The sequence below is a fragment of the Chloracidobacterium sp. genome (genome assembly GCA_016711345.1).
Classification (GTDB): Bacteria; Acidobacteriota; Blastocatellia; order Pyrinomonadales; family Pyrinomonadaceae; genus OLB17.
This window is the reverse complement of sequence record JADJTD010000001.1, coordinates 2,543,396-2,567,725: the sequence shown is the minus strand read 5'-3', so window position 1 is coordinate 2,567,725 and position 24,330 is coordinate 2,543,396. Positions and strand designations below refer to the sequence as shown.

The window sequence follows — 24,330 nt, the reverse complement described above, 5'->3', positions numbered from 1 at the left end:
CTTATCCCGCCAGCGCTTGTCGTTGGATCTCAAAAAGTTTGTTCACGCCGATGTCAGCGAGTATCAGCATTTCGTCCATCTGTTCGCGTGAGAACGGCTCGCGTTCGGCTGTGCCTTGCATCTCGATGAATTTTCCTGAACCGGTGCAAACGACATTCATATCGACATCGGCGTTGGAATCTTCTTCGTAAGCAAGGTCGAGAATTGGAGTTCCTTCTATAATGCCAACGCTGACCGCAGCAACCTCGCTCAAGATCGGCGAGGTCTTTATAGTTCCCTGTTTTACCAATCTGCGGCATGCAAGAGCCAACGCAACATACGCACCCGTTATCGAAGCGCAGCGTGTACCGCCGTCAGCTTGTATCACATCGCAATCGAGATATATCTGGCGCTCTCCCAACAATTTGGTATCGACCACGGCACGCAAACTGCGGCCTATAAGGCGTTGAATTTCCTGCGTCCTGCCTGACGGCCGGTTTGTTTCACGCTGTGTACGCGTGTTGGTCGCACGCGGCAGCATCGCATATTCAGCCGTGACCCAGCCCAGGCCTTTGTTGCGCATAAACATCGGCACGCGATCCTCGACCGAAGCTGTGCAGATCACTTTTGTACCGCCGACCTCGATCAGCGCCGAACCTTCGGCGTAGGGCGAGATGTTGGGCGTGATTTTCGTGTTGCGTATCTGGTCGTGGGTTCTTTTGTCTATTCGTTCGTAACTCATTTATTAAATCAATTTAGCCGCAGATGGACGCAGATAAACACAGATATGATCTCACTAAATTATCCGCGTCTATCTGCGTTTATCAGCGGTGAATTCCTCTTCAGTTCATCAACGCCGTAAACTTCGATCGCTTCGAGTTTCGACGGTTTGGTGCCGAGAAATCGTTCGGCGACGCGGGCGAATCTGTCGGCGGCGTCCGTCACGTAAAAATGATCGAGATCGTCACAAAGCTCGCGTTTGCCGATGACCGCGTTCGGATTTGCGAGGCCTTTGTCGGCCAAAAGCTGTTCGACTTCTTCGGCGGTTGCCTCGCCGGAATCAATTAGCTTAACATTTTCGCCCACTGTCTGCTGTATCACATCTTTCAGGATCGGGTAATGTGTGCAGCCGAGGACGAGAGCGTCGGGGCGGAATTCGTTCATCTTAGCCAGGTATTTGGCAGCGATAGAAGCCGTCTCGGGCTCGCTGACCCAATTCTCTTCGGCAAGCGACACAAAGAGGGGACAGCCGGCCTGAAACACCTCGGCAGTGTCCGACGCACGCCGGATCGCTTCAAAATACGCGTTGCTGGCAACGGTCGCCTCGGTCGCGATGACACCGATCCGTGGATGAGACTTATCTTTCGTCAATTCAACCGCTTTTCGCCCGCCGGGACCGATCACACCGACGACATCGAGGCCGATCTTTTCGCGGATCTTTGGCAACGCGAGTGCAGATGCCGTGTTGCATGCAACAACAAGCATCTTGATCCCGCGCGACGCCAAAAACTGCGAATTCTCTATGGCATAACGTTCTACCGTCGCAAGCGATTTCGTCCCATACGGCACACGCGCCGTGTCGCCAAGATAGACAAAATGCTCATTCGGCAGACGGTTGTGCAATGCCCGATATACGGTCAAACCGCCGACGCCTGAGTCAAAAATGCCTATCGGTAAATTATTCACGCTACTAACAACTATATCGCATTTGCCCTGTTGCGGCATTCGACTAGGTTCCAAACTTTCCCACTGTCCCAACGTTTTTTCGGTATAAAATGCTTGGAATACGGCTATGGGCCTAAAATACGCTAAACATTGCAGAAACAGGTGTTACCGCATTTCGAGCTTGTTCCCGTTCCACTAGCGTTCCACTGCGGAGTGGAACGGTTTAAACCTTGTGAACATTAGGGTTATAGATGCATTTCAGCACCATTCCACGATTTTTGAAAAAAACTTTTTCTGCGTTCCATTACGATAGATTTTCAAACAACTTGACAACCAAATTCATGGTCGGTCTCAACGACAAACGATAATGTCTGATACGAGCATTTTAACAAATTGTTGCACAAACCATCAATATTTTTAACGATGCAACGCTCTTTACTATCAACATTAATGATGTGATTAAATTCTAGTTATGAAAGAAAGTGGTGGAGGCGGCGGGAATCGAACCCGCATCCAAAGGTTGCGACCAGTAAAATCTACACGTTTAGTTGGTTCACTTGATTTTCGCCGTCAAAGAGCAGATGAACCAACAAGACCTCATCGGCAGCTAACCCGACTAACTTTAACTTCACGCCGCAGGTGGAGACGTGATGCGAGCTTGTACTGAGTTATGCCTTGACCAGTCGCTACAAGCTGACTTCCGGTAAGACACTTCTGGTTTAGAGTTAACTAAGCAGCAAGAGCTAATTCTTGATTAGCATTTGTTTTTTGCAAGTTTTTTTAACGAGCTCACAAGCAAAAAGCCCGACGTGCATTCAAAGATCTAAACAAGCCCCTGTCGAAGCCTGTCGCCCCCACTCTGAGGAAGGTCAGTTTACGCTAGTTTGATGAAAAATGAAAGGCTTGGGTTTGCACAAAAGGGTTGTTCTATCATTTTGGAGGAGCAGTAAGTTCTGCCGCTCTCTTTTCATCCGCCGCTGCAAGCTCAGATTTCTTCATTTCACGAAAAAGCATAGCCCTTGCACTATAACCATTGGGCGATGTTGGTCGTAATTCAATGACCTTTGTAAAATCATCAAGTGCTTTTTGTGGACTACCGGTGTAGTAACGAGCAATACCAAGATTCATAAATCCGTCGGCGAGATACCTAGGATCGCTGATCAATGAAACATACTTTTCATAATCGGGTATCGCCTTAGCAAATTCTTTCCTGCCTGAGTAAATTGTGCCGCGATTGTAATACGGCTCTGCATAAGTGGGATTAATCTCAATAGATTTCCCAAAATCACGCAACGCCTCGTCAATTTTTGATTGGTTAGTGTATAAAACCCCGCGTTGAGCGTAGGCCTGTGCATATTTAGGGTCAACGACTATAGCCCGATTATAATCCGCAAGGGCCACATCAAATTTCCTCGCATCAACAGATACATTTCCACGATTTACAAGAAACTCTGGTTTTTTTGGATTGAGCTCGATAGCTTTCGTATAATCGGCATAAGCTAGGTCGAATTTTTTCAACGCACGTTGTGAAATGGCCCGATTGTTAAGTCCATCGGCGACAAACTCAGGTTTAAGGCCAGGAATCAGAATGTACATACTAAATGATTCGACAGCTTCTTTGTGCGCACCACTCCTTTGAAAAACTATACCGATATTGTAATAGTTTTCCGGATTTTTAGGGTCATCTTCAAAAGCCTTCATCCTACCATCTAGTTGACATTTGAAGTCTCTCTCACCACAACCCCAAGTCTGGGCGTAACTTGAAGAACCCAATAGCAATAATGTAGAAGTAATAATTAAACCAAGTCGATTCATTAGTTCTCTCCGATAACCTTAAAGGAAGCCGCCTTGCTTTCAGCGATGAGCGTCGGATATTTTCCAGTCCAACAAGCGGTGCAGGATCTGGACGGGTCGATGTCGATGGCTTCGAGCATTCCTTCGAGCGAGAGGTAGCCGAGGCTGTCGGCTCCGATATATTCGCAGACCTCGCTGACCGACATTTTGGCGGCGATGAGGTCGTTGCGGTCTGGTGTGTCAACGCCGTAGTAGCAGGAATGTGCGGTCGGCGGGCACGAAATACGCATATGCACCTCGGTCGCACCTGCGTCACGGACCATTTCGACGATCTTTTTCGAAGTCGTGCCACGAACTATCGAATCGTCAACCAGTACAACGCGGCGTCCGTTAATAAGATCCTTGATCGGATTGAGTTTAAGCCGCACGCCAAAAGAACGGATCGACTGCGAAGGCTCGATAAACGTGCGGCCGACGTAGTGGTTGCGGATGATCGCCTGCCGAAAATTGATGCCCGACTGATTTGCGTAGCCGATCGACGCCGCAACGCCGGAATCCGGCACGGGCACGATCAGATCGGCTTCGCATGGCTGCTCGATCGCGAGACGTTTGCCCATTTTGTGCCGCGATTCGTTGACCGAACGACCAAAGATCGTCGAATCTGGACGCGAAAAATAGACGTGTTCAAATGTGCAGACCGACACCGGTTTTGTCTCAAATGGTTTTGACGAATGCAGGCCTTTTTCGTCAATGATAAGCATCTCGCCCGCTTCGATCTCGCGGATGTATTCGGCGTCGATAAGGTCGAACGCACAGGTCTCGGACGCTACGCAAAATGCTCCCTGAAACTTGCCCAAAACCAGCGGCCGAAAGCCTCGCGGATCGCGGACTGCGATCAGCGCCTTTGGCGTCAGGAACAGGAGCGAAAACGCTCCTTCGGTATCTTTCAGCACGGCACGGATCGCTTCGACCGCGTCCTTTGCCTGTGTTCGTGCGACGCCGTGCAGTATCGTTTCTGTATCAGATGTTGAAGAAAAGATCGCACCGGCTTGTTCGAGCTCGCCGCGTTTTTGCTGCGCGAATGGCAGATTTCCATTGTGGCAAACCGCGATCTTGCCATGCTGGCACGTGACGGAAAATGGTTGAACTTCTTCGATCGTGTTTTTACCCGTGGTCGAGTATCTCGTATGTCCGATCGCACTCGAACCCGTAAGTTTCTTCAAAACTTCTTCGTTCAGCACATCCGCAACCAGACCGATCTCACGAAATTGAAACAAATCTGACCCGTCCGACGAAACGATCCCGCAAGCCTCCTGCCCGCGATGCTGCAAGGCAAACAGCCCTAGCTGCGTCAGCGTCGAGGCTTCAGCGTGGCCAAAGATGCCAAAAATGCCGCATTCCTCAAGCAATTTGTCGAGAACGATATCCATTCAAATATCATTTTAGGACAAAGCCGCCGATAGGTCATTCTCAGTATTGATATTCAAGAACAATTTTTCCGCATTTGGAAGTTCTGCGTATTCGTCAGGCTCTATGATGTGGGTTTGCAGACCGTCAAAGATCGCATTTAGCGGCGGCGGCGAGCTTTGACCTGTAAATATTGTTTCTACAACGGCAAGCGTCGGTTTTATCCGGTAAAAAGCACATAGAGGCTGCAGCCGTGCATCAGCTTGTCGTGGCACAACTGCTTCGCTATCGCCTTTCGCGAAACCCGCGAGTAGCTGCAGTAATTCAGCCAACACAAATGGCAGATCGCACGCTAAAATGAATATCCATTCGCTTTGTGCGTTTCGGAGGGCAGCATCAATGCCACTCCATGCACCGAAGCCCGGTTTTTGATCGGCGATTACCGAATGACCAAGTGAAGATAAGAGTTCAGGTTTGAATTGGTCTTTATCGCGTGCCACAAAAGTTATTCGGTTCGGTGAGAGAGCTGTTTCGACGATATCAGCAGATCGAACCGCGAGAGTTTTTCCGCCAAGTTCGACAAACGCCTTGTCCGTGCCGAGTCGCGACGATCTGCCTCCGATCAATATGAAAGCATCGAGATCCATCAGGACTCCCCTGTATATTCACCGTCAAATTTCCCTGCTGTTTCGTCCGTCGGCTGAATTGAAATTATCAACGATTTTGATGTAGGCGTCTGGCTTTTTTCGGCCACGCTGCCGAGCGGAACGAGCGGATTTGCTTCTGGGAAATACGCTGCGGCACAGTCTTTTGGAATCGGATACGGTACGACGATAAATCTATAGGCGTGACGTTCGACGCCTTCGAAATGGCTGGTGAGATTGACGACCTGGCCTGTTTTCAAACCAAGTTCAGTGATGTTTTCGGGATTAAGAAAAATGACGCGGCGACCGCCTTCGATGCCTCGATAGCGGTCGCTTAGATCGTAAATTGTCGTGTTAAATTGATTATGCGAACGGATCGTCGTCAGCAGCAGTTGGCCTTTTTGCAATACGATCTTTTCCATCGAACTCGCCGTGAACTGAGCCTTGCCGGTCTCTGTTTTAAACTCGCCCTCACGCGGCGGATTTGGAAGATAAAATCCGCCGTCTTTACGAATCCGCTCGTTGTAGTCCTCAAAGCCATCAACGACACGCGAGATCACATCGCGTATATTGTCGTAGTTCGCGACCATTTTGTCCCAATCGACCGTTGTTCGTTCACCAAGAGTTGTCTTGGCAAGTTGCGCGACTATCCACGGTTCGCTTCGCAAACTCTCCGACGCAGGCTTAAAGATGCCTTTCGACATCTGCACATTTAGCATTGTGCTTTCCGTCGAAACGAACTGCTCGCCTTCCGCTTGAACGTCGATCTCCGAGCGTCCGAGACATGGAAGGATCAACGACTGTTCACCGACAGCGACGGCGGTGCGATTTAGTTTTGTGATCACCTGCACGGTCAGCCGACATTGTTTTAACGCATCAAACACAATATTTGTATCGGGTGCCGCACTCACAAAATTACCGCCCATCGCGAAGAAGATCTTAGCCTTGCCTTCGCTCATTGCCTTGATGCTTTCGACTGTACTGAAACCATCGGACGATGGCGGCGTAAAATTAAATTCTCTTTCGAGGGCGGCGGAGAATTTTTCACTGACCTTCTCCGTAATTCCCATCGTGCGGTCGCCCTGCACATTTGAATGTCCGCGAACAGGGCAAAGTCCGGCACCTTCCTTTCCGATCTGCCCGCGCAGCAGATGCAGGTTTACAACGTCCTGTATCGTCGCCACCGCCTGTTTATGCTGCGTCAGGCCCATCGCCCAGCACGTGATGACACGTTTCGCATTGATAAACATCTCTGCGGCCTCAATAATTTGAGCCTCGGTCAATCCGCTTTCGCTGAAAATATCGTCCCACATCGTGGCGTCCAAACAATCGATCAATTCGTCAAAGCCTACGGTTTTTTTGGCAATAAATTGTTGGTCAAAAATGGTTCCGGGCTCTGCTCGCTCGCGGTCGAGCATCACCTTCATCATGCCTTTCAAAACAGCCATATCACCGCCGATGCGAACGGGCAAATGGAGATCGGCAAGATGCGTCGGTTTGCCGCCGAGAAGCGCAATGGGAAACATCAGCGGGTTTGCGTAATGCTGCGGGTTCGGATTTACAAAATTCATCAAGCCGGCCTCGGGCAGTGGATTGATAGCTATCATCTTCGCACCCGCAAGTTTTGCATCCTGAAGCGACGACATCATTCGCGGCGCGTTTGTTCCGGGATTTTGGCCGATCACTATAACGAGATCGGTTTTCTTGAAATCAGAAAGTCGAACGGTCGCTTTTCCCAGCCCAATCGATTCGGTCAGAGCTACGCCAGACGATTCGTGACACATATTCGAACAATCAGGCAGATTATTTGTGCCAAATTGCCGAACAAACAGTTGATAAAGAAACGCAGCTTCATTAGAAGTGCGGCCTGACGTGTAAAAGATCGCTTCGTCGGGCGAGTCGAGTGCAGTTAAATCTTCTGCGATAAGATCAAATGCTTCGTGCCACGAAATGGACACGTAATGCGTTCCGCCCTTTCGTAAAACTACAGGCTCGGTCAAACGGCCTTGGGCATTCAGCCAGTGATCGTCTTTTTCCAAAAGCTCATCAATGCTGTGTCGCTTAAAAAAATCTGCGGTTATAAGTTTCCTTGTTCCTTCGTCAGCAAGCGCTTTTGCTCCGCTCTCGCAAAACTCCGCTATAGAGCGATGTTCATCAGGGTCGGGCCATGCGCAGGATTGGCAATCGATACCGCCTTTTTGATTGAGGTTCAGCAGGCCACGAGTGCCGCGAATGACACCCATCTTGCCAAAAGCGCTGCTCATCGTTTTACCGATCGACTTGATCCCGGCGGCGGTAGTTGCGGGTTTTGTTACGCGCAGATCTTCCGACTTCTCTCGAATCTGATCTTGCTGTTCAGACTTCATATGATCCTCGCTTCGCCTGTGTAGATATTAAATCGCTCGTCGCGAACGAAACCAACGAGCGTCATGCCGAATTCAGCGGCAAGTTCAACAGCAAGACTCGAAGGCGCTCCAACAGCAGCCAAGATCGGTATTCCGGCCATCAATGCCTTTTGAACAAGCTCAAAACTCGCGCGGCCGCTGACGAGCAAGATCTTGTCCGAAAGCGGTGTTTCGCCTTCCATAAATTTTGCTCCGATGACCTTGTCGAGAGCATTGTGGCGGCCTACGTCTTCGCGAACAATATCTAATTCGCATTTTGAATTGAACAGCGCGGACGCGTGCAAGCCGCCGGTTTGTTCAAATACGTCTTGCGATGCGCGTAGAATTTTTGGCAGGGCGTGAATGACCTTTGCTTCGATCTTTGGTTGATATTTGTTGTCGATCTTTTCGGCTCCGGTTTTGAGAGCGTCTATAGAACTCTTTCCGCAAACGCCGCAGCTTGAGGTTGTGTAGAAGTGGCGTTCAAGGCGTTTCAGATCAATGTCAACGCCTTCGCTTAGATCAACGCGAATTGTGTTTGAGTTCAGGGCTTTCGCACGGTCGATCGCACCTTTTCCTTTGCCAATCGCGAGACCGCAGTGTCTAATCTGCTTGATCTGGTCAGCGGTTTTGATGATGCCTTCTGTAAATAGAAAACCTGCGGCGAGTTCGGCATCGTTACCCGGCGTGCGCATCGTGATCGAGATCGCCCGATGTTCAGTCTTTCCATTCTTGTGAAAACCAAGCCTGATCTCAAGCGGTTCCTCAACCGCGAGAACATCCTCGAACATCTGCTCATCCGAACCAGTAACGTCGCGCCGAACTGACGATTGAGATAAACTTTGCGCTGCTTTCACAATTGAATTTTAACAGAGCGGTTAAGCAAACCACATAGGAACATAGAACACATAGCAAGAAAAACCTATGTGTCCTATATTCCTATGTGGTCAAAAACTCCTAATCCGCCGGAAGGATCCGCCCGCGGCATTCGCCGAAGCCAATGCGGCGAAAGCCTTCGCGTTCGCAGTAGCCTTTCATGATTATTTCGTCGCCGTCTTCGAGGAAGCGGCGGGTTTCGCCGGAGGGGAGTTCGATGGGTTCGGTGCCTCGCCAGGAGAGTTCGAGCATCGAGCCGCGTTCGGACTTTTCCTTGCCGGAGATCGTGCCGGTGGCGATAAGGTCGCCGGTTTGGAGGTTGCAGCCGCCTGAGGCGTGGTGCGTGAGCATCTGGCCGATCGTCCAGTAGAGGTCTTTCATGTTTGAACGGCTCAGTAAGAATGGTTCGATGTTTTCCGCACGCATCTTCTCGGTCTGGATAAGGACCTCGAGATTGATGTCGATGCCGCCGAATTTTTCGTTCGTCTCGTCGGCTAGATAATCGAGCGGTGCGGGATCGCCTTCTTCGCGTTCGAACGCGGGCGTGCGGAATGGTGCGAGAGCTTCCATCGTGACCACGAAAGGCGAGATCGTCGTGGCGAAATTCTTGGCGAGGAACGGACCCAGCGGTTGATATTCCCAGGCCTGTATGTCGCGTGCGGACCAGTCGTTGACGAGGCACAGCCCGAAGATATGCTTCTCCGCCTCGCCGATCGGTATCGACGTGCCGAGCTCATTTCCCTGCCCGACAAAAAACCCGACCTCCATCTCGTAATCGAGACTCTTGCACGGAATAAACACCGGCGGAGCTTCCTGATCTGTACGATTCTGCCCCTTCGGCCGCTTGATGTCCGTCCCCGAGATCAAGATCGACGAAGCCCGCCCGTGATAACCGATCGGCACATATTTATAATTTGGCAGCAAAGGATTGTCCGGCCGAAACATCGACCCAACATTCGTCGCATGATAGATCGAACAGTAGAAGTCGGTGTAGTCGCCGATCTCAAATGCGAGTTCGGGATCCGCCTTGCTCATTAGTATCATGCATTCTTTCGCATCTTCGATGATCTCGATGTCAGCATCATCGCGGAGGACTTCAAACGCCGACCGCCTCAGATCCGAAAGAATCGCTGTGCCGTAAACCTCAGTCAGGAATGATAGGTCGCAGAGATCGATCTCTTCCGCTAACGGATCGAATCCACTGCCGAGAAGTCCCGCAACGATTGCTTGTTTAAGGTCAAAGATATAGTCCCCGATACCGATGCCCAAGTGTGGAGCTTCGCTTTCCACGGAGCGCCAGAACATGCAAAACGGCAAATTCTGTATCGGAAAATCCGTATTCGGATCGTTGGCGGATTCGACCCAGCTTTTGAGGTTCGGGTCGTGTGTTTCGTTTATCTCGTAAGTCATAAGCAATTGGCCACAAAAAGCACAGAAAGCACAGAAAGCACAGAAAGCACAGAAAGCACAGAAAGCACAAATAAATCATTTTTGTGACTTTTGTGGCTATAAAATTCCAAGTTTTTGCAGATCGGACACCGGTTCGTCGAACGAGCATGAGCCGAACGATTGGATGCCGAGTTTTCGCAGGCGTTCGAGGTGCAGCAGGTTTAGCGAAAAATCGTCGCGCCATGTTATCGAGTGTTCTCCGAACCGAAAAACCTCGCCAAACTCTTCTTCCATCACGTCTTCGAGAAAGCTGACCTTAAAACCTTCGCGGGCGAAACCGGTCATCATAAATACGTTCAAAAAGCCGTGCATCGTGCCTTTGACCGCGTCTTTTTGATACGTGAGCGGCCTAAAGCAGCGGATTGGATGATGAAGCCCGGCGGTCGCCTTGAACGGAACATTTGCCGCGAGGCACGTTCGCACAAACCGAATGATCTCTTTAGAAGTCGGGAAAGCGTCCGGCGTGACGCCGCCGGTGCGGATCTTTGCCCGTTGGCCATTGAGCGCAAGCGTCGCAATAAGATCAGGCAGATTCTCGTCCGGCGTGATCTCAAAATACGCGGTAACATCACCCGGCAGCGACGCGACAGCATTTGCGATCTCGCCCTGCGACGCAACCTTGATCTCGACAACATCGCAAACAACGCCTGGGCCGTGTTTCGAATTAAAATTTTTGATGCGGTGCATCGTTTCGACAACGTCTTCCGCGACAACAACGCTCACCCGCCACGGATCAGCACCGTCTTTCGGGATTAATTCGCTTGCGTTTTCGTAAAATTCGTGCAGACGCCCCGCCATTACGATAAACCGCCCGAGCATCCAGTTGTAGTTGCTGCTGCGATAGGTCGCGTAATTGATCACGGCCTCCGACATCGACAGCCCGGCAGGCGGAAAAAGTCCGGCGTAGTCGATCGAACCCGCGAGAAGCATTCGCACCGATTGCATGACGTTAGAATCAGTTATGAGAGTGTCCATTCGCAACTTCTGATAATAAGAATATCGGCAATATTATACAACTTTTGAGACATATAAGAGGATTTAAGGCAAAGTCGCTAAGTTGCAAAGATGCGAAGAAACGGAAAGAAAATTAACCGCGGATTGACGCAGATGAACACAGATAAGACCTGAAACTAACTGAATTAGATCTGCGTCGATCTGTGTTTATCTGCGGTAAAAATTCTTCCTTTGCGTCTTTGCACCTTTGCGCCTTTGCGTTAAAAATTCTCCTACACTTGCATTTGACCAAAATATTGGAGTATCTTGGCATATTCTCAGCTAGCGAAACGGAAAATTTGATGCGCGTTTTAGGAATTGATCCCGGCAGCGAAACGCTCGGTTGGGGCGTCGTTGACGGTGGCGGCTCAAAATACGCGCTCGTCGCTTACGGCACTGTTAAATCGAATACAAAACAGCAGTTTTCTAAGCGTTTGCTGAATATTTACAACGGCGTCGCTGAGATAATGGCTGAGCATTCGCCTGATGTGCTGTCGGTCGAGGACACATTTTACGCTGTCAATGCTCAGGTTGCTCTAAAGCTCGGGCAAGTTCGCGGCACGATGCTTCTATTGGCGGAACAGCGTGGAATTGAGATCGCCGAATACGCACCGCGACTCGTTAAACAAACCGTTGTCGGTTACGGCAATGCCGAGAAGCATCAGGTTCAGGAAATGGTAAAAATATTGCTAAAGATGAAAACGGTACCGACGCCGCATGATGCAGCTGATGCTCTTGCGATAGCGATCTGCCACTTTCATCACGCAGGAATGCAGGACAAAATAAAAAAATTACAACAAAAACCCTCGCGAAAGCCGATGTAGTGTATCGGCCGGAGAAAACCATATGAAACTCCGTTTACTTATAACACTTGCGCTCGTGACCGTCGTTTTTTACGGCTCGTCAGACGCTCAAAACCGAAGATCGCCTGTTTCTACAAAAACAAGGCCTTCAATTCCGCCAAGATCGCCTGAGATCGGGCAGACCGCGATCGTCATTGATGAAACCCTGTCAGTTCTCCGCATGAGTCCAAGCCTTTTTTCCGAACCGATCCAGAGAATGCGTCGCGGGCGAAAAGTGCAGATCCAAGGCGTGACCGAGGCAGACGGCGTCAAATTTTATCGCGTCACAGCGCCACCGGCACAATTCGGCTGGGTTCAGGCAGATGCTGTTTTTGGTAAGTTTCGCTCCGGTGATGAGGAACGACTGTCGAGATTTGTTCAGGCTGAAACCGGATTTGACCAGATCGAGACTGCCATTGAATTTTTTGAGCTTTACCCCAATTCACCCTACCGGCCATCGATTCTTTTACTGTTTGGCGACCTGCTCGAAGAACTGTCGTCCAAGCTTTCGAAAGACGCTACAAACAGGCTAAGACGACTCGAAATGGCTGCGTCGGCCGCTCCGGTACACAGTTACTATCTTAACTTTGTCAGCCTCGACCGCTATCGGAAACTCGGCATCATTTTTCTGTTCAATTCGGCCGCGAGGCAGTTTCATTACAACGGAGCGAGTTGGAAGGAGATCATTACAAAATTTCCCGACTCAGCCGAGGCCGTCGAAGCCCAGAAACGCCTCGATGCCCTAAAAGCGAAGATGGAAAAACAGTCCGCAAAGTAGAATTATTTAGTTAGGGCTTTTGAGATCTCGGCAGCAACGCGAGCGTTGTTTTTGAGAAGTGCGATATTTGCTGCGAGCGTTCTGCCGCCGCTTTTTTCTGACATTTGGGTTAGCAAAAAAGGCGTGATCTCTTTGCCGCGAATTCCCTTTTCGTCGGCGAATTTTAATGCATCTGCAAGGATCGATTCCAATTCTGTTCGGTCGATCTCAAATTCAGTGGGAACGGGAACAGTTACGAGAATTGCGTTTTCAAGCTTCAATCCGTCGCGAGCGTTTATGATCGCAGCAACGTCACCCGCGTTTTCGACTCTCTCATCTATCGGCAATCCGCTTGTCCGCGAATAAAACGCGGGCAATTCGTCACACTGCCATCCGAGCACAGGAATGCCGTGAGTCTCAAGCCATTCGCGAGTCGCGGGCAAGTCGAGAACGATCTTTGCACCGGAGCAAACAACTGTGATCGGCGTCTGAGCGAGTTCAGGCAGATCAGCCGAGACATCCGCAGAAAATCCGCGATGCACTCCGCCGATACCGCCCGTCGCGAAAACCTTGATACCCGCGCGACGGGCAATGAATGCTGTTGTCGCAACGGTCGTTGCGCAATCGAGTTTTCTTGCGACAGCTATCGGCAGATCTCGTCGCGATATCTTTCGAATTCCTTTTTCGGTTGCAAGCCTCTCGATCTGGGCGGAATCCAGGCCAACGCAGAATTTCCCGCCTAAAACTGCGACCGTTGCAGGAACGGCTCGGTTCTCCCGCACAATTGATTCCAACTTTTGTGCCGTTTCAAGATTTTGCGGATAAGGAAGCCCGTGCGCGATGACAGTCGATTCAAGCGCAACAATAGGCAGGCCTTCCTTAATAGCATTTGAGATCTCGGTGTTGTAAATAATTTCCATTAAGAAAATTTTATTTGGTGCTTTGGAATCCTGGCTGCGATATTTTGATCATAATCGAGACTGCGAGTGAGCTGATCGTTGCACACTTTAAGACGCAGATGATCGCAGACATCAATGACGGCAAAACATATCCGATGATGAAGTGTAGTCAAAATGATGAATAAAGGCATAACCTTTGTCGTTCATACGAATTTTCCGGTGGCTTTTTGGGGTACTGCCGATGGCTTTTTGGACATCCCAAACGGCTTTTTTTTCCATTTTGGCGGAAAAATATGCACAACCTTGGTATTACTTCACCATTTGCCCGATGCGGCTTAGGCGCGGATGCGAAATGCATCCAAACCAGCTTCCAGCCGACGCTCCGCGATCGCAAGACCAGTAAACGAACATCGCCCGCCCAACGATAACATCACGCGGAACAAAGCCCCAATATCTGCTGTCTTCGCTGTTATCGCGGCTGTCGCCCATAACAAAAAAGCTGTTGTCTGGCACCTTCATAGGTTTTCCGGCAACGCCAAATTCATAACCGCGCCGCGATAGCTGCTGGCCCGCTTTGATCGGCTCCATCGTATCTTCTGAATAAAAGACGTCGTATTTTTGATCGGGTTGTCGCGGTTCAAATTCTTTTGTTTCGAGGGCCGACTGGTTATCGTTAGCGTCGCCCATAATACGATGCTCAGGTAAAACCTGACCGTTAATGAAAACCTGATTGTTCTTAAATTCGACGGTTTCACCGGGCAGGCCGATCACACGCTTTACGTAATTTATTTGATATGGGATCAGGTTTCGCGAGCTGTCCATTTCGGGATGCACTTTATTGCCGGGATATTTGAAAACGATAATGTCGCCGCGTTCGATCTCACGCTGCGGCAAAAACGGAAGCGATCCGCCGCCGGGCGTAAACATAAACTTGTTTACGAGCAGATAATCGCCGACGAGTATCGTATTTTGCATAGAGCCCGTCGGTACTGTGACCGCCTGCAAAATAAAGGTCATTCCAAATATCGCCATCACAAGCGTGACTACAAACGATTCGAAATACTCGCGCATCGTCGATTTTGGCGGGCCAAGTGGTTTGATCTCTTTGATCTGAGGTGCGTCGTTCACCTCTGTTTTTGTGTGTTCGTTGAACATAAATACTGGACAATAATACGCTATTTCTGCTTCGCACGTTTCGCCGTCGGCTTTTCGTTTTGCTCGATCATTTTTAGTGCTTCGGCGGCGGCCATCATTTCAGCCGCTTTTATCGAATTTCCCTGTCCGCGAGCCTTTCCGTTTTCCCACGTTACCTCGACAAAAAAGATTCGAGAGTGCGGCGGACCATCTGTTTTTAACAATTGATAACTTGCAGTTTTCTGCTTCTGTGCCTGCAGCTCGGTCTGCAGCCGCGACTTAAAGTCCACCGATGCCTCAGGCGTGACGCTTTGCAGCCTTTCCTCCATCAATCTCGTGACCACTACGCGGGCCGCAACGTAGCCACTGTCCAAAAAAACAGCTCCGACAACGGCTTCAAAAGCGTTTGTCAACAAGCTTTGCTTTCGCCGGCCGCTCTTAACCTCGCTGCCGCCAAGCCGCAGGAATTCGCCGATGCCTATTGCTTCCGAAAGCGTTGCCAGCGCTGAGCCGCTGACCAGATTGTGTTTCATCAGCGTAAGGTCGCCTTCGCTCAGTTTTGGATTTCTAATAAAAAGCTGTTCGGCAATGACAAGGCCGATCACCGAATCGCCAATGAACTCCATCGACTCATTTTCTGCCTCACGCACGTTTTCATCCGGTTCGCCCGGCAGATTTTCATACGCCCAGGAACGGTGCGTGACGGCACGTTCGAGCAATTTCAAATTCTTAAACTTGTGGCCGATGATGGCTTCAAGTTTACCGAGTGCAACAGACATTGTGGCTAATTTTAAGAAGATTAAGACAAAAAAGAAAGCCGGAAGCATCACTTACGGAACGCTTCCGGCTGATTTTTAGATATACGGACTAACTTAGACGTTTTTTTTCTTTACAACGCCCTTTTTCGTCTTAGCCTGCGGCTTTGTGGTCGCGGCAGGCTTTGCCGGCGTCGTCGTAGCAGGCTTCGCCGGTACTGCTGGCGGCTTCGTCGCCGGAGCGCTCGGCTTGACCTCAGGAGCGGTCGGCGCGGTCGATGTCGCAGCCGGAGCAGTTGGTTCGGGATCCGAGATCGGCGTTACAGGAGTAGTTGGATTTGCAAACGGCTGCTTCTGAGCGTTCGCAACCCACGCATCAAATCCATCCATCTTTCCAAACCGTCGATTGTACGAGAACTCAAGGGCCTTCTTTATCTCAGCTTTATATGCGGCATCAGGAGCCCGCGATATAGCCCTCGCAAACGCGTCGGCAGCTCGTTCATTTGTACCGTTGAACAATGCTACCCGAGCCTTGATGACCTCGACTTTTTGTTTCGCAACCTCTTCAGTGTCCTTTGCATCTTGTGCTTTTATTAATGCCTGAATTTCATCAGCTAATTTGTCGCCTTGCGCCGCATAATAGTAGCCGATGAACGAGTACGGAACCGCTTTGGTCTTTGATTCAGACGCTGCCTGAGTCGCTTTGTAAAGATAAGGTAAAGCTCCCTCCTTGTCTTTTTTTACGACATTAGTAATGAAACCTATGTAATAATTCAACCATCCAATAGCGTCATCCTTGTTTGGATAGGAAAAGAACGAAAAGCCGAACGCAGGCTTGTTTGCAAGAACGAAAGTCTTACCTGCCTCCAAATCCGCAATTGACTGTTTTGCGAATACGAGTGCATCGTCTGCGTACTTGAAATTAGCCTTAGTGACTGCCTCCTCTCCGCCAATTGAACCCAAAACGATTTCAACGGGCCTATATTCATCAGGATACTTCTCCAGAATCTGTTTTCCGAAAGAGTAAACTTTGTCCCAATCTTTAGCTTTTAGAGCTGCGTCAAAAGGATTGGTCAAATCGTCTTTCGCCTTCTGATCCTGAAGAACCTTTAATCCCGCTTCCATCTTTGGCAGCTGGCCTTTGAAATAGTCTCCAAGATCCTTTGCTGAGTCACATGAACCATATTTCTCAAGAAATTGCTTGCCGGTCTCGATAGCTTTCTTGCGGCCTTCAATCGACTTATCGGCAAATTCAGCCCTGAACTTGTCGCCCAACGTAGTCTGGCCTTCAGCGTCTGCGCAAGGATCCTGAGCAAAGCTAGCCACAGTTCCAAGCACGATAAACGCGGCCAACAGGACCGCTATGTTTGTATATCTAAAAATCGTTTTCATTTGTTTCATCCTCGGTGGCTTTCACACCAAAATTGCTTTTACTTTACTGACCGTACTGTCCGAGGGTTATCGTTCCTCGATTCGCGTTATTTCAGATGAAGTGCTTTGCAGGAAAGTTGCTATGGTTTGCAAGGCTTATTATCTCAAAATAACGAAATGTTCAATCTAACCAATTCTTTTGAAAAGGTACATAATCCCGTAGTTTCCTCCGCTGTGTCAAGCTAAACCTGCCCAAAGCGTAACAAAAAAAGACATCGGGCCATCTCAAACAGAAATTACCCGATGCCTGAAATTATTAAAATGCCATCAGCTTATTGTATACGTTGACGCTCGGGAGCCTTTTGCGTATTACCATTCTTATCATAGGTAATGACGACAGGCGGAAATGTAGGCTTCGAATCACCCGTCTTTGTGACTAGCTTCTTTGTCGTAGGCTGTGTCGGAACACTCGGCACGATGATCATGTCACGGCCGCCAGTGGTGCTGTCCTCATCTGAAATCACCTCATCCTCGTCATCCGTTTCGCCCAGCTTGGCGGCGGTGCGAGCATCATACTTTGGCCTTAGGTTAAATTCCGTCTGAGCCAGATTTCGGTCGGTGCGGACGATCTGATCGCTCAATGCTCTGTATACCTGCCCCGCAACAGCGGCAGCGTATTTTCCGCGGGCACGCGGGCCGCGAGTTATAACTGCGACTGCATACTTCGGATTTTCAACCGGTGCTACCGATGCAAAAAGGCCGACCCACGAACCTTTATCGATACAGGAACCCGTTTTACCCGCGATGCCCTGCGAATGATCGACCCCGCGTCGAGCCGTGCCGTATTCGGCGGCACCCATCATTCCGGGTATCACGCGACGGACGTTCTGCTGCGGCAGATCGACATTTGCACGGTAAAAAGTGCGAAAACTTGCCTTCTCAATGTTGTTTCTCGGTATGCGGGGCAGAACGCGATGGCCGCCATTCGTTATCGCAGCAGCCATAACCGCAAGCTGCAAGGTCGTGACCTCTGTATCGTCGCCGTGCGAGTAAATACGGGCATTATTATTGGAATATGGCAATCTGCCCGGAACTTCGCCCTCGAGATTAATTCCTGTTTGTTCACCGAGGCCGAGCTTTTTTCCGTACTCTACAAGTTTATTGTTGCCAATCTGAGCACCGGCACGTTGGAAATAAGGATTGTCCGAATAAGCGAGAGCATCATCCAGATCGCGGCGTGTCGAGGTGTTACGGACCGCACCGGTTTCCTTGCTTATGACACCTTCATTAAGTCCGGCGGCGGCAGTCACGAGCTTTATCGTCGAACAAGGCCGTATGCTGCTGCGAACCGCCCAATCCTGATTAACAATCGTCAAAACCTTGCCTGTCTGTGCCTCCATAACCACGACCGAACCGGCATGCTCGCCGAGAGCATTGATAGCTGCGGCCCTTATTCTAAGGTCTTCGCCCTCGGTTTTGTCATTTGAGATATTTGCGATCGTTTCTGTCCTAAGTCCGCGCTCAAAGGCAAGTCTTCGTGCAATCGCCTCACGCCGAGCCTGTTCGCGGCGTCGCTGTTCTGCGAGTATTGTTTGCCGCCTCTCTTCTTCCTTGCGGCGGCGTTCGGCGGCCAGTGCCTTAGATTCCTTTGCCTTCTTAGGATCGACCTTGGTGTTTTTTGTATCTTTTTTTGCCTGAGCCTCTGCTTTGGACTTTTCTTTAGCTGTTAATTTGTCCTTTTTCTTGTCGCGGTCAGCCACTTTCGCAGTGTCACGACCTTTTTTGGCATCCTTTGTATGGGTTTCGGTCTTCTTAGCAACGGCCTTTTTGGTATTGGCAGCCTTTTTTGACTGTGCGGAGACACTGCTGGTGAATAGAAAGCCAAAAACAAAAAGCGCCACAATAGCGCTGGCGACGGAGTATTTGGGGCACATTAACTTCATGCTTTACCTCGGTGGCGGATTTGAATTTGAGATTTATGGAGGAGATCGAAATCTCGATCTGTCGAATTTAGCCCTTTCGGACGTTTGCGTAAAAACTAATCCTGAATATACCATTCAGAAGTCGATGAGGCAAGCGGTTTTATCTCCTTACTTTTGTTTTTCTGAAGCGATGAAGTTCTTCAATACATTTCGAGGCAGATTGCTGCTTATACTTTTGATAATGCTGATGGCGACGATCGGCGTGCAGTATTATCTGAACCTTCTCACTCAAAAGGAGAACGACGAACTTCGCGAGGCTCAGGCGCAAGCTCTCGTTGCCGGAATCACGCTGGGAGTTACAAGCATTCCGTTAACCGACTTGCGCGTTCAGGATCTGGTCGATGAGACCGACCAGACCTATTTTGACCAGGCAACAAAAGAACGGATCAAGGACATTATCATCATTGACAGCAATTGGCAGGTTACCGACAGTCTGAATCCTGATAATCTGCCGTCCTATGACGAAAACAACAATGTCGTTTCAAAACAACTCAGCGACCTCACCTGTTTGCCGCCGTTGATGGAAAGCTCTCGCCTGGGCGACGACCTCAAGAATTTTCCCAACGCAAGAACCGAAAACAGTAAGAATCTAACCGATGAAGCACACGCTATTCCGATCGAAACCAGCAAAGGCCGTTGGTATGTGATGGTGTTGTTAAAAAACGATAAGAGCGAAGCGATCTGGCGTGCGGCCCGGCCGTTGATCTATACACTCGGAGTTCTGTTTGTTTCGTCACTTATCACGTTTTTGCTTGTCTGGCGTTTTGCTCAGCCAATTGCAAATCTTGCCGACGCAGCACGCAAGGTTGCTGACGGTGACCTGTGTGTCCGTGTTGCCGATGCTGATAGAAATGACGAGATGGGAAGGCTCGCTTCGCGGTTTAATGAAATGACCGCCGAGCTCGAAAAGAAACGCGATCTGGAAATTAAGTTACAGCAAGCTGAAAAAAGCGCCGTCGTCGGAAGGCTCGGTTCCGCCATCGCTCACGAGATCCGCAATCCGTTGAACTACATAAATTTAACGCTTGACCACTTGCGATCAAAGTTCGCTCCTGCGGACGAGGAAAAGCGCGTTGCATTTGAAAAACTGACCTCGCAACTTAAGGCCGAGGTCGCACGGATAAATCAGCAGATTTCCGATTTTCTAAATTATTCTCGACCTGCAAAAGCAGAATTGAGGCCCATCGATGCGAGAAAAGTGATCGAGGATTCGCTCCGAATAGTCGAAGCCCAAGCAGCAGAGGAAAATGTCCGGATCAGTGTCGTCGAGCACGAAAATGTTCCGCAGGTGATGGGCGATCCTGAATTTCTGCGATCAGTTTTTAACAACTTATTCATCAATGCTCTGCAAGCAATGGAAAACGCCGGAGGACGCATAAATATCAAGATCTACCCCGACGAAGCAGGCAACCTTGTCAATTTTGAAGTTGCAGACAACGCTCGCGGCATTTCACCGGAAAATATCTCAAAAATATTCGAACCGTACTTCTCAACCAAAGAAACCGGCACCGGCCTCGGCCTCGCGATCGTGCATAAGATCGTCGATATCCATAACGGATCGATTTCAGTCGAATCAAAGACAGGCGAAGGGACGAAGTTTACGGTAAAATTACCAAAGGTGGATGAAATTAACCACAAAGACACTAAGGACACAAAGTAATTTCTTGGTGTTCTTTGTGCCTTTGTGGTGAAAAATTTATGGCAAGAAAGAGCATCCTCGTCGTTGATGACGAGAAAAACCAACGCGAAATATTAGAAACGATCCTTTCGGGTGAAGGTTATGACGTAACGACCGCTTCGTCCGGCGAGGCAGCGATGAAATTCGTTGCTGATCGGCATTTCGACCTCGTGCTAACCGATCTGAAAATGACGGGCATGAGCGGGCTTGACTTGCTTAAGGAACTTACCGATTTTGATAAGTCGATCATTGTCATTTTGCTAACGGCACATGGTTCGGTCGATTCAGCAGTTGATGCGATGCGCTTGGGTGCGTTCGAGTACCTGCAAAAACCGTACGACAGTGAAAAACTACTCGACACCGTCTCGCGTGCGTTGAACAAACTAACAACGCTAGACGCCGAGATCATCTCGGTGTCGCCCGAGATGGACAAGGTCAAAAAACTCATCCTAAAGATCGCAAAATCCAGTTCAACTGTTTTGATTCGAGGCGAAAGCGGTACCGGAAAGGAATTGATCGCTCGTTCAATCCACACAAACAGCCTCCGTTCGAGCGAGGCGTTTCAAGCCGTAAACTGCGCCGCGATAAACGAAAACCTTCTTGAATCCGAGCTTTTCGGCCACGAGAAGGGTTCGTTCACAGGTGCGGTCGCTGATAAAAAAGGGCTGTTTGAGATAGCACATAACGGAACGCTTTTTTTGGATGAAATAGGCGAGTTGGACATTTCCCTCCAGGCAAAAATTTTGCGAGCGTTGCAGGAAAAACAAATTCGCCGAGTCGGCGGTATTCGCGACATCGACGTTGACGTTCGCGTGGTAGCGGCAACGAACCGTGATCTAACTCACATGGTTGAAGAAAAGCGTTTTCGCGAAGATCTTTACTATCGTTTGAACGTGCTCTCGATCGAGTTGCCTGCACTTCGCGAACGTCGCAGCGACGTTCCCGTCCTGATCGAGTATTTTGTCAAAAAGCACACTCGCAACACCGACCGCAAGATCACGATCGCGACTGATGCCCGCCGTTTATTGGAAGACTATTCTTATCCCGGCAACGTCCGCCAACTCGAATCGGCGCTGGAACGTGCGATCCTGCTCTGCGAAAACGACACCGTAACTCTCGAAGACCTACCGCCCGAAATGACGCAAATGACTTCGGCAGCGTCAGGCGACCTTTTCAAACTCCCACCTGAAGGCGTCAATTTCGAGGAAGTCGAACGAAGCCTCATCATGCAGGCAATGGACCGAACAGACAACAATATTACGAAGTCAGCAAAACTGTTAGGATTAACATTCAGGACGCTCCAATATCGGCTGGAAAAGTTCGGCTTCAAAAAGGATGGTGACGGAACTGAGGAAAGCGACGAGTCATAAAAATATCAAAGGGGCGTTTGTCGAAATACTCTTAGGATAATGAAAACATCTCATAAAACCCTTCTCGGTTTGGCAATCGTTTCTCAATTTGTGGGTGCCGCTCTGTTCTTAGTGGTTTTTATTTACCTAGTTTATAATGCTCCGGCGAACGTTGGCCCCGAGTATTTTGAGGGTCCGTTCGCTATCATGAATCTCGTAGGTCTGTTATTTACTGCTTATTGCACGGCAATCATAGTAATATTTATAATCCACGCGACCCGTAATCCACATCTGGAGATGACAGGAATGCGAACAACGTGGCTCGTTCTTCTGTGCATTTTCGGCCCGTGGGCAATGCCGTTCTACTGGTTTCATTATATTTGGCGCGACGTGGTACCCATGCAACAGTCCAAGAGTGGGCCACTCGGTTTGAACAGAGTACAAAATTAGAAACGAGGTGGATGTAAGATGGAATGGTTCTCAACATTAAGTCTGGCACTCGGTTCCGCGTGGACGTCAGGAATTAATCTCTACGCGACGGTTACAGTACTAGGCCTGCTGCAAAAATTTGGAGCGACCAAACTTCCCGGCGGGCTTGATGCCCTTGATAACTGGTGGATAATCGGCGTTGCGGGCGGGCTTTATCTGGTTGAGTTTTTTGCCGATAAGATCCCTTACGTCGATAGCGTTTGGGACGTTGTGCATACCTTTATTCGTGTTCCTGCCGGTGCCGTCGTTGCTTATGCTGCGACCGCTCAACTGGATTCGAGCATTACCATCCCGGCCGCATTGGTCGGCGGCGGACTCGCGTTGTCATCACATGGAACGAAATCGGCCTTGCGCATCGGCGCAAATCTTTCGCCCGAGCCAGTTTCTAATTGGGTTCTCTCACTTGTCGAAGACGCCATTGCATTTATCGGCACATTTTTGGCCGTATTCGCTCCATTTATAATCGCGTCGGTGCTCGGCATATTTCTGATCGTCTTCGTGTGGTTTTTCCCAAAAGTCTTTCGTGCCATCAAACGGCTCTTCGCGGCAATAGGTGCATTTTTCCGTGGTGAAAGTTTTGCCGACGTAGCACGCAAGGCTGGCTGACCTCAATCGTTCTCCTTTTGCATATTTTGCAAATTCACCCCTTAAGGAGAACGAAAAATGAGAAAGACCGAATTACTAACCTTTATATTGCTTGTTTCTTTGTCCGCTTTTGGCTGCGGCGAAACAACTGCAAGCCTTACCGCAAACAAACCTGCCGCAGCCTCAACATTTGAGAATGCAACAACAGACGAAGCTTCACTAGTTGTGCAGGACCAGAGAAATGCCGGTGCAAGTTTCAATAGTTCCGCCATCGCCTCAAAACCTATTTCCGTGGGCCAAGCCGTCAAACAAGTAATTGACGATACTTCTCTGAGCCAGGCCCGAACTGCTTTTACGGAAACTTCGCCGACCGCCCGAAGGATAATCCGTAACGCCGACCTCAGCCTCGAATCGCAATCGCCGGAGGAGACACAGCGAAGGATAACTTCCATTGCGGAGGCAAACGGCGGTTTTGTCGTCGAATCGCAGCCAACGAGCAGCGATACTCGTGCTACAAAACGCGACATTGTAACGATGAGCGTCCGCGTGCCGTCGCAGAAATTTGCCGACACACTCGATCAGATTCGCTCAGCGTCCGAGAAGGTCATCTTCGAAACGGTCAAAGGCGATGACGTTACCGAAGAATTTATCGACATTGAGGCCAGGCTGAAAGCCAAGAAAGCCTTGGAGTTGCAATTTACCGAGATAATGAAACGAGCGGTTAGCATCAACGAGGCATTGATGGTTCAAAGCCAGCTTGCCGAGGTTCGAGGAGAGATCGAAAAGATCGAAGGCCGCAAACGCTTTCTCGAAAATCAATCCAGCCTTTCAACCATCAAGATCAAACTGCAAACTCCCGAGGCTGTCTTCTCAACTTCGTCAAAAGGATTCGGCGCCCGCCTTAGCCAATCGTTTGGTGTCGGCCTCGATTTCGCATTGGATTTTGTGCTCGGACTTCTGACCTTTTTTGTCGCAATAGCTCCGTTCGCTGTCTTTATCGGTTTACCGATTATGCTCATCGTGCGATACTTTTGGAAGCGACGCAGCCGTTCGAGAACCATAATCGAACTGGCTAAAGAAGAGTTAAACGCGGCATGAAGACGGAACGAATATTTCAAATACTGGCGGTGATACTTGTCTGCATCGCCGCCTATTTTTTGTATATGGAAAATAAAGACGGCGTTTTTGTCAGTGTCGTTCTTGCGGCGTGCAGTTTTTTTATGAGTGTGCGCTTTCAGTCAAAGGCACGGCTTAGGCAAAATGCGGCTGAAAGCAGCGAAGAAGTTTTGAATAAATAA

General features: G+C 49.5%; 22 protein-coding genes and 1 other RNA gene. 8 read left to right on the top strand and 15 right to left on the bottom strand.

All coding sequences use genetic code 11. The features are described 5' to 3' along the window. Position 1: 1 nt before the first annotated feature. From rph to IPL32_10605, 10 genes are all read right to left on the bottom strand, one after another. Entirely contained in the window at positions 2-721 is a 720-nt protein-coding gene (rph, locus tag IPL32_10650; GenBank protein MBK8466278.1) for a ribonuclease PH, read from the bottom strand. A 59-nt stretch (positions 722-780) separates the two neighbouring features. Next, on the bottom strand, positions 781-1,704 hold the full coding sequence (locus IPL32_10645) for a glutamate racemase (protein MBK8466277.1): 924 nt from the start codon (positions 1,702-1,704) through the stop codon (positions 781-783). A 423-nt stretch (positions 1,705-2,127) separates the two neighbouring features. Next, positions 2,128-2,500, bottom strand: a transfer-messenger RNA (tmRNA) gene (gene ssrA / locus IPL32_10640). Positions 2,501-2,574: 74 nt separating this feature from the next. Further along, complete coding sequence (locus IPL32_10635; protein MBK8466276.1) at positions 2,575-3,459, bottom strand: tetratricopeptide repeat protein; 885 nt, start codon at positions 3,457-3,459, stop codon at positions 2,575-2,577. Next, on the bottom strand, positions 3,459-4,868 hold the full coding sequence (locus IPL32_10630; protein ID MBK8466275.1) for an amidophosphoribosyltransferase: 1,410 nt from the start codon (positions 4,866-4,868) through the stop codon (positions 3,459-3,461). Before IPL32_10630 ends, IPL32_10635 begins: the two co-directional genes overlap by 1 nt. A gap of 12 nt (positions 4,869-4,880) precedes the next feature. Then, complete coding sequence (locus tag IPL32_10625) at positions 4,881-5,492, bottom strand: molybdenum cofactor guanylyltransferase (protein MBK8466274.1); 612 nt, start codon at positions 5,490-5,492, stop codon at positions 4,881-4,883. Next, positions 5,492-7,855 (bottom strand): FdhF/YdeP family oxidoreductase, encoded by a 2,364-nt coding sequence (locus IPL32_10620; GenBank protein ID MBK8466273.1) that lies wholly within the window; start codon positions 7,853-7,855, stop codon positions 5,492-5,494. The genes IPL32_10625 and IPL32_10620 overlap by 1 nt, the downstream gene beginning before the upstream one ends. Next, on the bottom strand, positions 7,852-8,664 hold the full coding sequence (gene fdhD / locus IPL32_10615) for a formate dehydrogenase accessory sulfurtransferase FdhD (protein ID MBK8466272.1): 813 nt from the start codon (positions 8,662-8,664) through the stop codon (positions 7,852-7,854). Before fdhD ends, IPL32_10620 begins: the two co-directional genes overlap by 4 nt. Positions 8,665-8,830: 166 nt before the next feature. Continuing rightward, positions 8,831-10,159, bottom strand: a complete 1,329-nt coding sequence (fahA, locus tag IPL32_10610; GenBank protein MBK8466271.1) for a fumarylacetoacetase — start codon at positions 10,157-10,159, stop codon at positions 8,831-8,833. Between the two features lie 96 nt (positions 10,160-10,255). Continuing rightward, the gene (locus IPL32_10605; GenBank protein ID MBK8466270.1) at positions 10,256-11,173 is read right to left on the bottom strand and encodes a hypothetical protein; all 918 of its coding nucleotides are present in this window, start codon (positions 11,171-11,173) and stop codon (positions 10,256-10,258) included. A gap of 320 nt (positions 11,174-11,493) precedes the next feature. Here IPL32_10605 and ruvC point away from each other — a divergent pair, with 320 nt between their 5' ends. Together ruvC and IPL32_10595 are read left to right on the top strand one after the other, a co-directional pair. Beyond that, positions 11,494-12,015 (top strand): crossover junction endodeoxyribonuclease RuvC, encoded by a 522-nt coding sequence (gene ruvC, locus IPL32_10600; GenBank protein MBK8466269.1) that lies wholly within the window; start codon positions 11,494-11,496, stop codon positions 12,013-12,015. 22 nt (positions 12,016-12,037) lie between these two features. Next, positions 12,038-12,811 (top strand): hypothetical protein, encoded by a 774-nt coding sequence (locus IPL32_10595; GenBank protein MBK8466268.1) that lies wholly within the window; start codon positions 12,038-12,040, stop codon positions 12,809-12,811. Between the two features lie 2 nt (positions 12,812-12,813). On the opposite strand, the gene IPL32_10590 is transcribed toward IPL32_10595, so the two are convergent. Beyond that, positions 12,814-13,710, bottom strand: a complete 897-nt coding sequence (locus tag IPL32_10590; GenBank protein ID MBK8466267.1) for a pseudouridine-5'-phosphate glycosidase — start codon at positions 13,708-13,710, stop codon at positions 12,814-12,816. A 17-nt stretch (positions 13,711-13,727) separates the two neighbouring features. On the opposite strand from IPL32_10590, the gene IPL32_10585 reads away from it, so the two are divergent. After that, positions 13,728-13,874, top strand: coding sequence for a hypothetical protein (locus tag IPL32_10585; protein ID MBK8466266.1), 147 nt, complete (start codon positions 13,728-13,730; stop codon positions 13,872-13,874). A gap of 124 nt (positions 13,875-13,998) precedes the next feature. Here IPL32_10585 and lepB read toward each other — a convergent pair whose 3' ends face one another. The 4 genes from lepB to IPL32_10565 all read right to left on the bottom strand — a co-directional run bounded on the left by lepB (position 13,999) and on the right by IPL32_10565 (position 18,883). Beyond that, a complete protein-coding gene (gene lepB / locus IPL32_10580) occupies positions 13,999-14,760 on the bottom strand; it encodes a signal peptidase I (protein ID MBK8466265.1) in 762 nt (253 codons plus the stop codon). 104 nt (positions 14,761-14,864) lie between these two features. Continuing rightward, positions 14,865-15,602 (bottom strand): ribonuclease III, encoded by a 738-nt coding sequence (gene rnc, locus IPL32_10575; GenBank protein ID MBK8466264.1) that lies wholly within the window; start codon positions 15,600-15,602, stop codon positions 14,865-14,867. A gap of 93 nt (positions 15,603-15,695) precedes the next feature. Beyond that, positions 15,696-16,970, bottom strand: a complete 1,275-nt coding sequence (locus IPL32_10570) for a hypothetical protein (protein ID MBK8466263.1) — start codon at positions 16,968-16,970, stop codon at positions 15,696-15,698. Positions 16,971-17,281: 311 nt separating this feature from the next. Further along, positions 17,282-18,883, bottom strand: a complete 1,602-nt coding sequence (locus IPL32_10565; protein MBK8466262.1) for a hypothetical protein — start codon at positions 18,881-18,883, stop codon at positions 17,282-17,284. 178 nt (positions 18,884-19,061) lie between these two features. On the opposite strand from IPL32_10565, the gene IPL32_10560 reads away from it, so the two are divergent. The 5 genes from IPL32_10560 to IPL32_10540 all read left to right on the top strand — a co-directional run bounded on the left by IPL32_10560 (position 19,062) and on the right by IPL32_10540 (position 24,330). Then, positions 19,062-20,591: a HAMP domain-containing protein gene (locus tag IPL32_10560; GenBank protein MBK8466261.1), complete on the top strand. Its 1,530-nt coding sequence runs from the start codon at positions 19,062-19,064 to the stop codon at positions 20,589-20,591. A 38-nt stretch (positions 20,592-20,629) separates the two neighbouring features. After that, positions 20,630-21,979, top strand: a complete 1,350-nt coding sequence (locus IPL32_10555) for a sigma-54-dependent Fis family transcriptional regulator (protein ID MBK8466260.1) — start codon at positions 20,630-20,632, stop codon at positions 21,977-21,979. 447 nt (positions 21,980-22,426) lie between these two features. Further along, positions 22,427-23,053, top strand: coding sequence for a DUF4126 domain-containing protein (locus IPL32_10550; protein ID MBK8466259.1), 627 nt, complete (start codon positions 22,427-22,429; stop codon positions 23,051-23,053). Between the two features lie 57 nt (positions 23,054-23,110). Continuing rightward, entirely contained in the window at positions 23,111-24,130 is a 1,020-nt protein-coding gene (locus IPL32_10545) for a DUF4349 domain-containing protein (GenBank protein ID MBK8466258.1), read from the top strand. Next, positions 24,127-24,330, top strand: coding sequence for a hypothetical protein (locus tag IPL32_10540; protein ID MBK8466257.1), 204 nt, complete (start codon positions 24,127-24,129; stop codon positions 24,328-24,330). Before IPL32_10545 ends, IPL32_10540 begins: the two co-directional genes overlap by 4 nt.

What these genes read in the sequence shown, in the direction of transcription:
- rph (MBK8466278.1), bottom strand. Translation starts at nt 721, where the DNA reads ATGAGTTACGAACGAATAGACAAAAGAACCCACGACCAGATACGCAAC.
- IPL32_10645 (MBK8466277.1), bottom strand. Translation starts at nt 1,704, where the DNA reads ATGCCGCAACAGGGCAAATGCGATATAGTTGTTAGTAGCGTGAATAAT.
- IPL32_10635 (MBK8466276.1), bottom strand. Translation starts at nt 3,459, where the DNA reads ATGAATCGACTTGGTTTAATTATTACTTCTACATTATTGCTATTGGGT.
- IPL32_10630 (MBK8466275.1), bottom strand. Translation starts at nt 4,868, where the DNA reads ATGGATATCGTTCTCGACAAATTGCTTGAGGAATGCGGCATTTTTGGC.
- IPL32_10625 (MBK8466274.1), bottom strand. Translation starts at nt 5,492, where the DNA reads ATGGATCTCGATGCTTTCATATTGATCGGAGGCAGATCGTCGCGACTC.
- IPL32_10620 (MBK8466273.1), bottom strand. Translation starts at nt 7,855, where the DNA reads ATGAAGTCTGAACAGCAAGATCAGATTCGAGAGAAGTCGGAAGATCTG.
- fdhD (MBK8466272.1), bottom strand. Translation starts at nt 8,664, where the DNA reads ATGTTCGAGGATGTTCTCGCGGTTGAGGAACCGCTTGAGATCAGGCTT.
- fahA (MBK8466271.1), bottom strand. Translation starts at nt 10,159, where the DNA reads ATGACTTACGAGATAAACGAAACACACGACCCGAACCTCAAAAGCTGG.
- IPL32_10605 (MBK8466270.1), bottom strand. Translation starts at nt 11,173, where the DNA reads ATGGACACTCTCATAACTGATTCTAACGTCATGCAATCGGTGCGAATG.
- ruvC (MBK8466269.1), top strand. Translation starts at nt 11,494, where the DNA reads ATGCGCGTTTTAGGAATTGATCCCGGCAGCGAAACGCTCGGTTGGGGC.
- IPL32_10595 (MBK8466268.1), top strand. Translation starts at nt 12,038, where the DNA reads ATGAAACTCCGTTTACTTATAACACTTGCGCTCGTGACCGTCGTTTTT.
- IPL32_10590 (MBK8466267.1), bottom strand. Translation starts at nt 13,710, where the DNA reads ATGGAAATTATTTACAACACCGAGATCTCAAATGCTATTAAGGAAGGC.
- lepB (MBK8466265.1), bottom strand. Translation starts at nt 14,760, where the DNA reads ATGCGCGAGTATTTCGAATCGTTTGTAGTCACGCTTGTGATGGCGATA.
- rnc (MBK8466264.1), bottom strand. Translation starts at nt 15,602, where the DNA reads ATGTCTGTTGCACTCGGTAAACTTGAAGCCATCATCGGCCACAAGTTT.
- IPL32_10570 (MBK8466263.1), bottom strand. Translation starts at nt 16,970, where the DNA reads ATGAAAACGATTTTTAGATATACAAACATAGCGGTCCTGTTGGCCGCG.
- IPL32_10565 (MBK8466262.1), bottom strand. Translation starts at nt 18,883, where the DNA reads ATGTGCCCCAAATACTCCGTCGCCAGCGCTATTGTGGCGCTTTTTGTT.
- IPL32_10560 (MBK8466261.1), top strand. Translation starts at nt 19,062, where the DNA reads ATGAAGTTCTTCAATACATTTCGAGGCAGATTGCTGCTTATACTTTTG.
- IPL32_10555 (MBK8466260.1), top strand. Translation starts at nt 20,630, where the DNA reads ATGGCAAGAAAGAGCATCCTCGTCGTTGATGACGAGAAAAACCAACGC.
- IPL32_10550 (MBK8466259.1), top strand. Translation starts at nt 22,427, where the DNA reads ATGGAATGGTTCTCAACATTAAGTCTGGCACTCGGTTCCGCGTGGACG.
- IPL32_10545 (MBK8466258.1), top strand. Translation starts at nt 23,111, where the DNA reads ATGAGAAAGACCGAATTACTAACCTTTATATTGCTTGTTTCTTTGTCC.
- IPL32_10540 (MBK8466257.1), top strand. Translation starts at nt 24,127, where the DNA reads ATGAAGACGGAACGAATATTTCAAATACTGGCGGTGATACTTGTCTGC.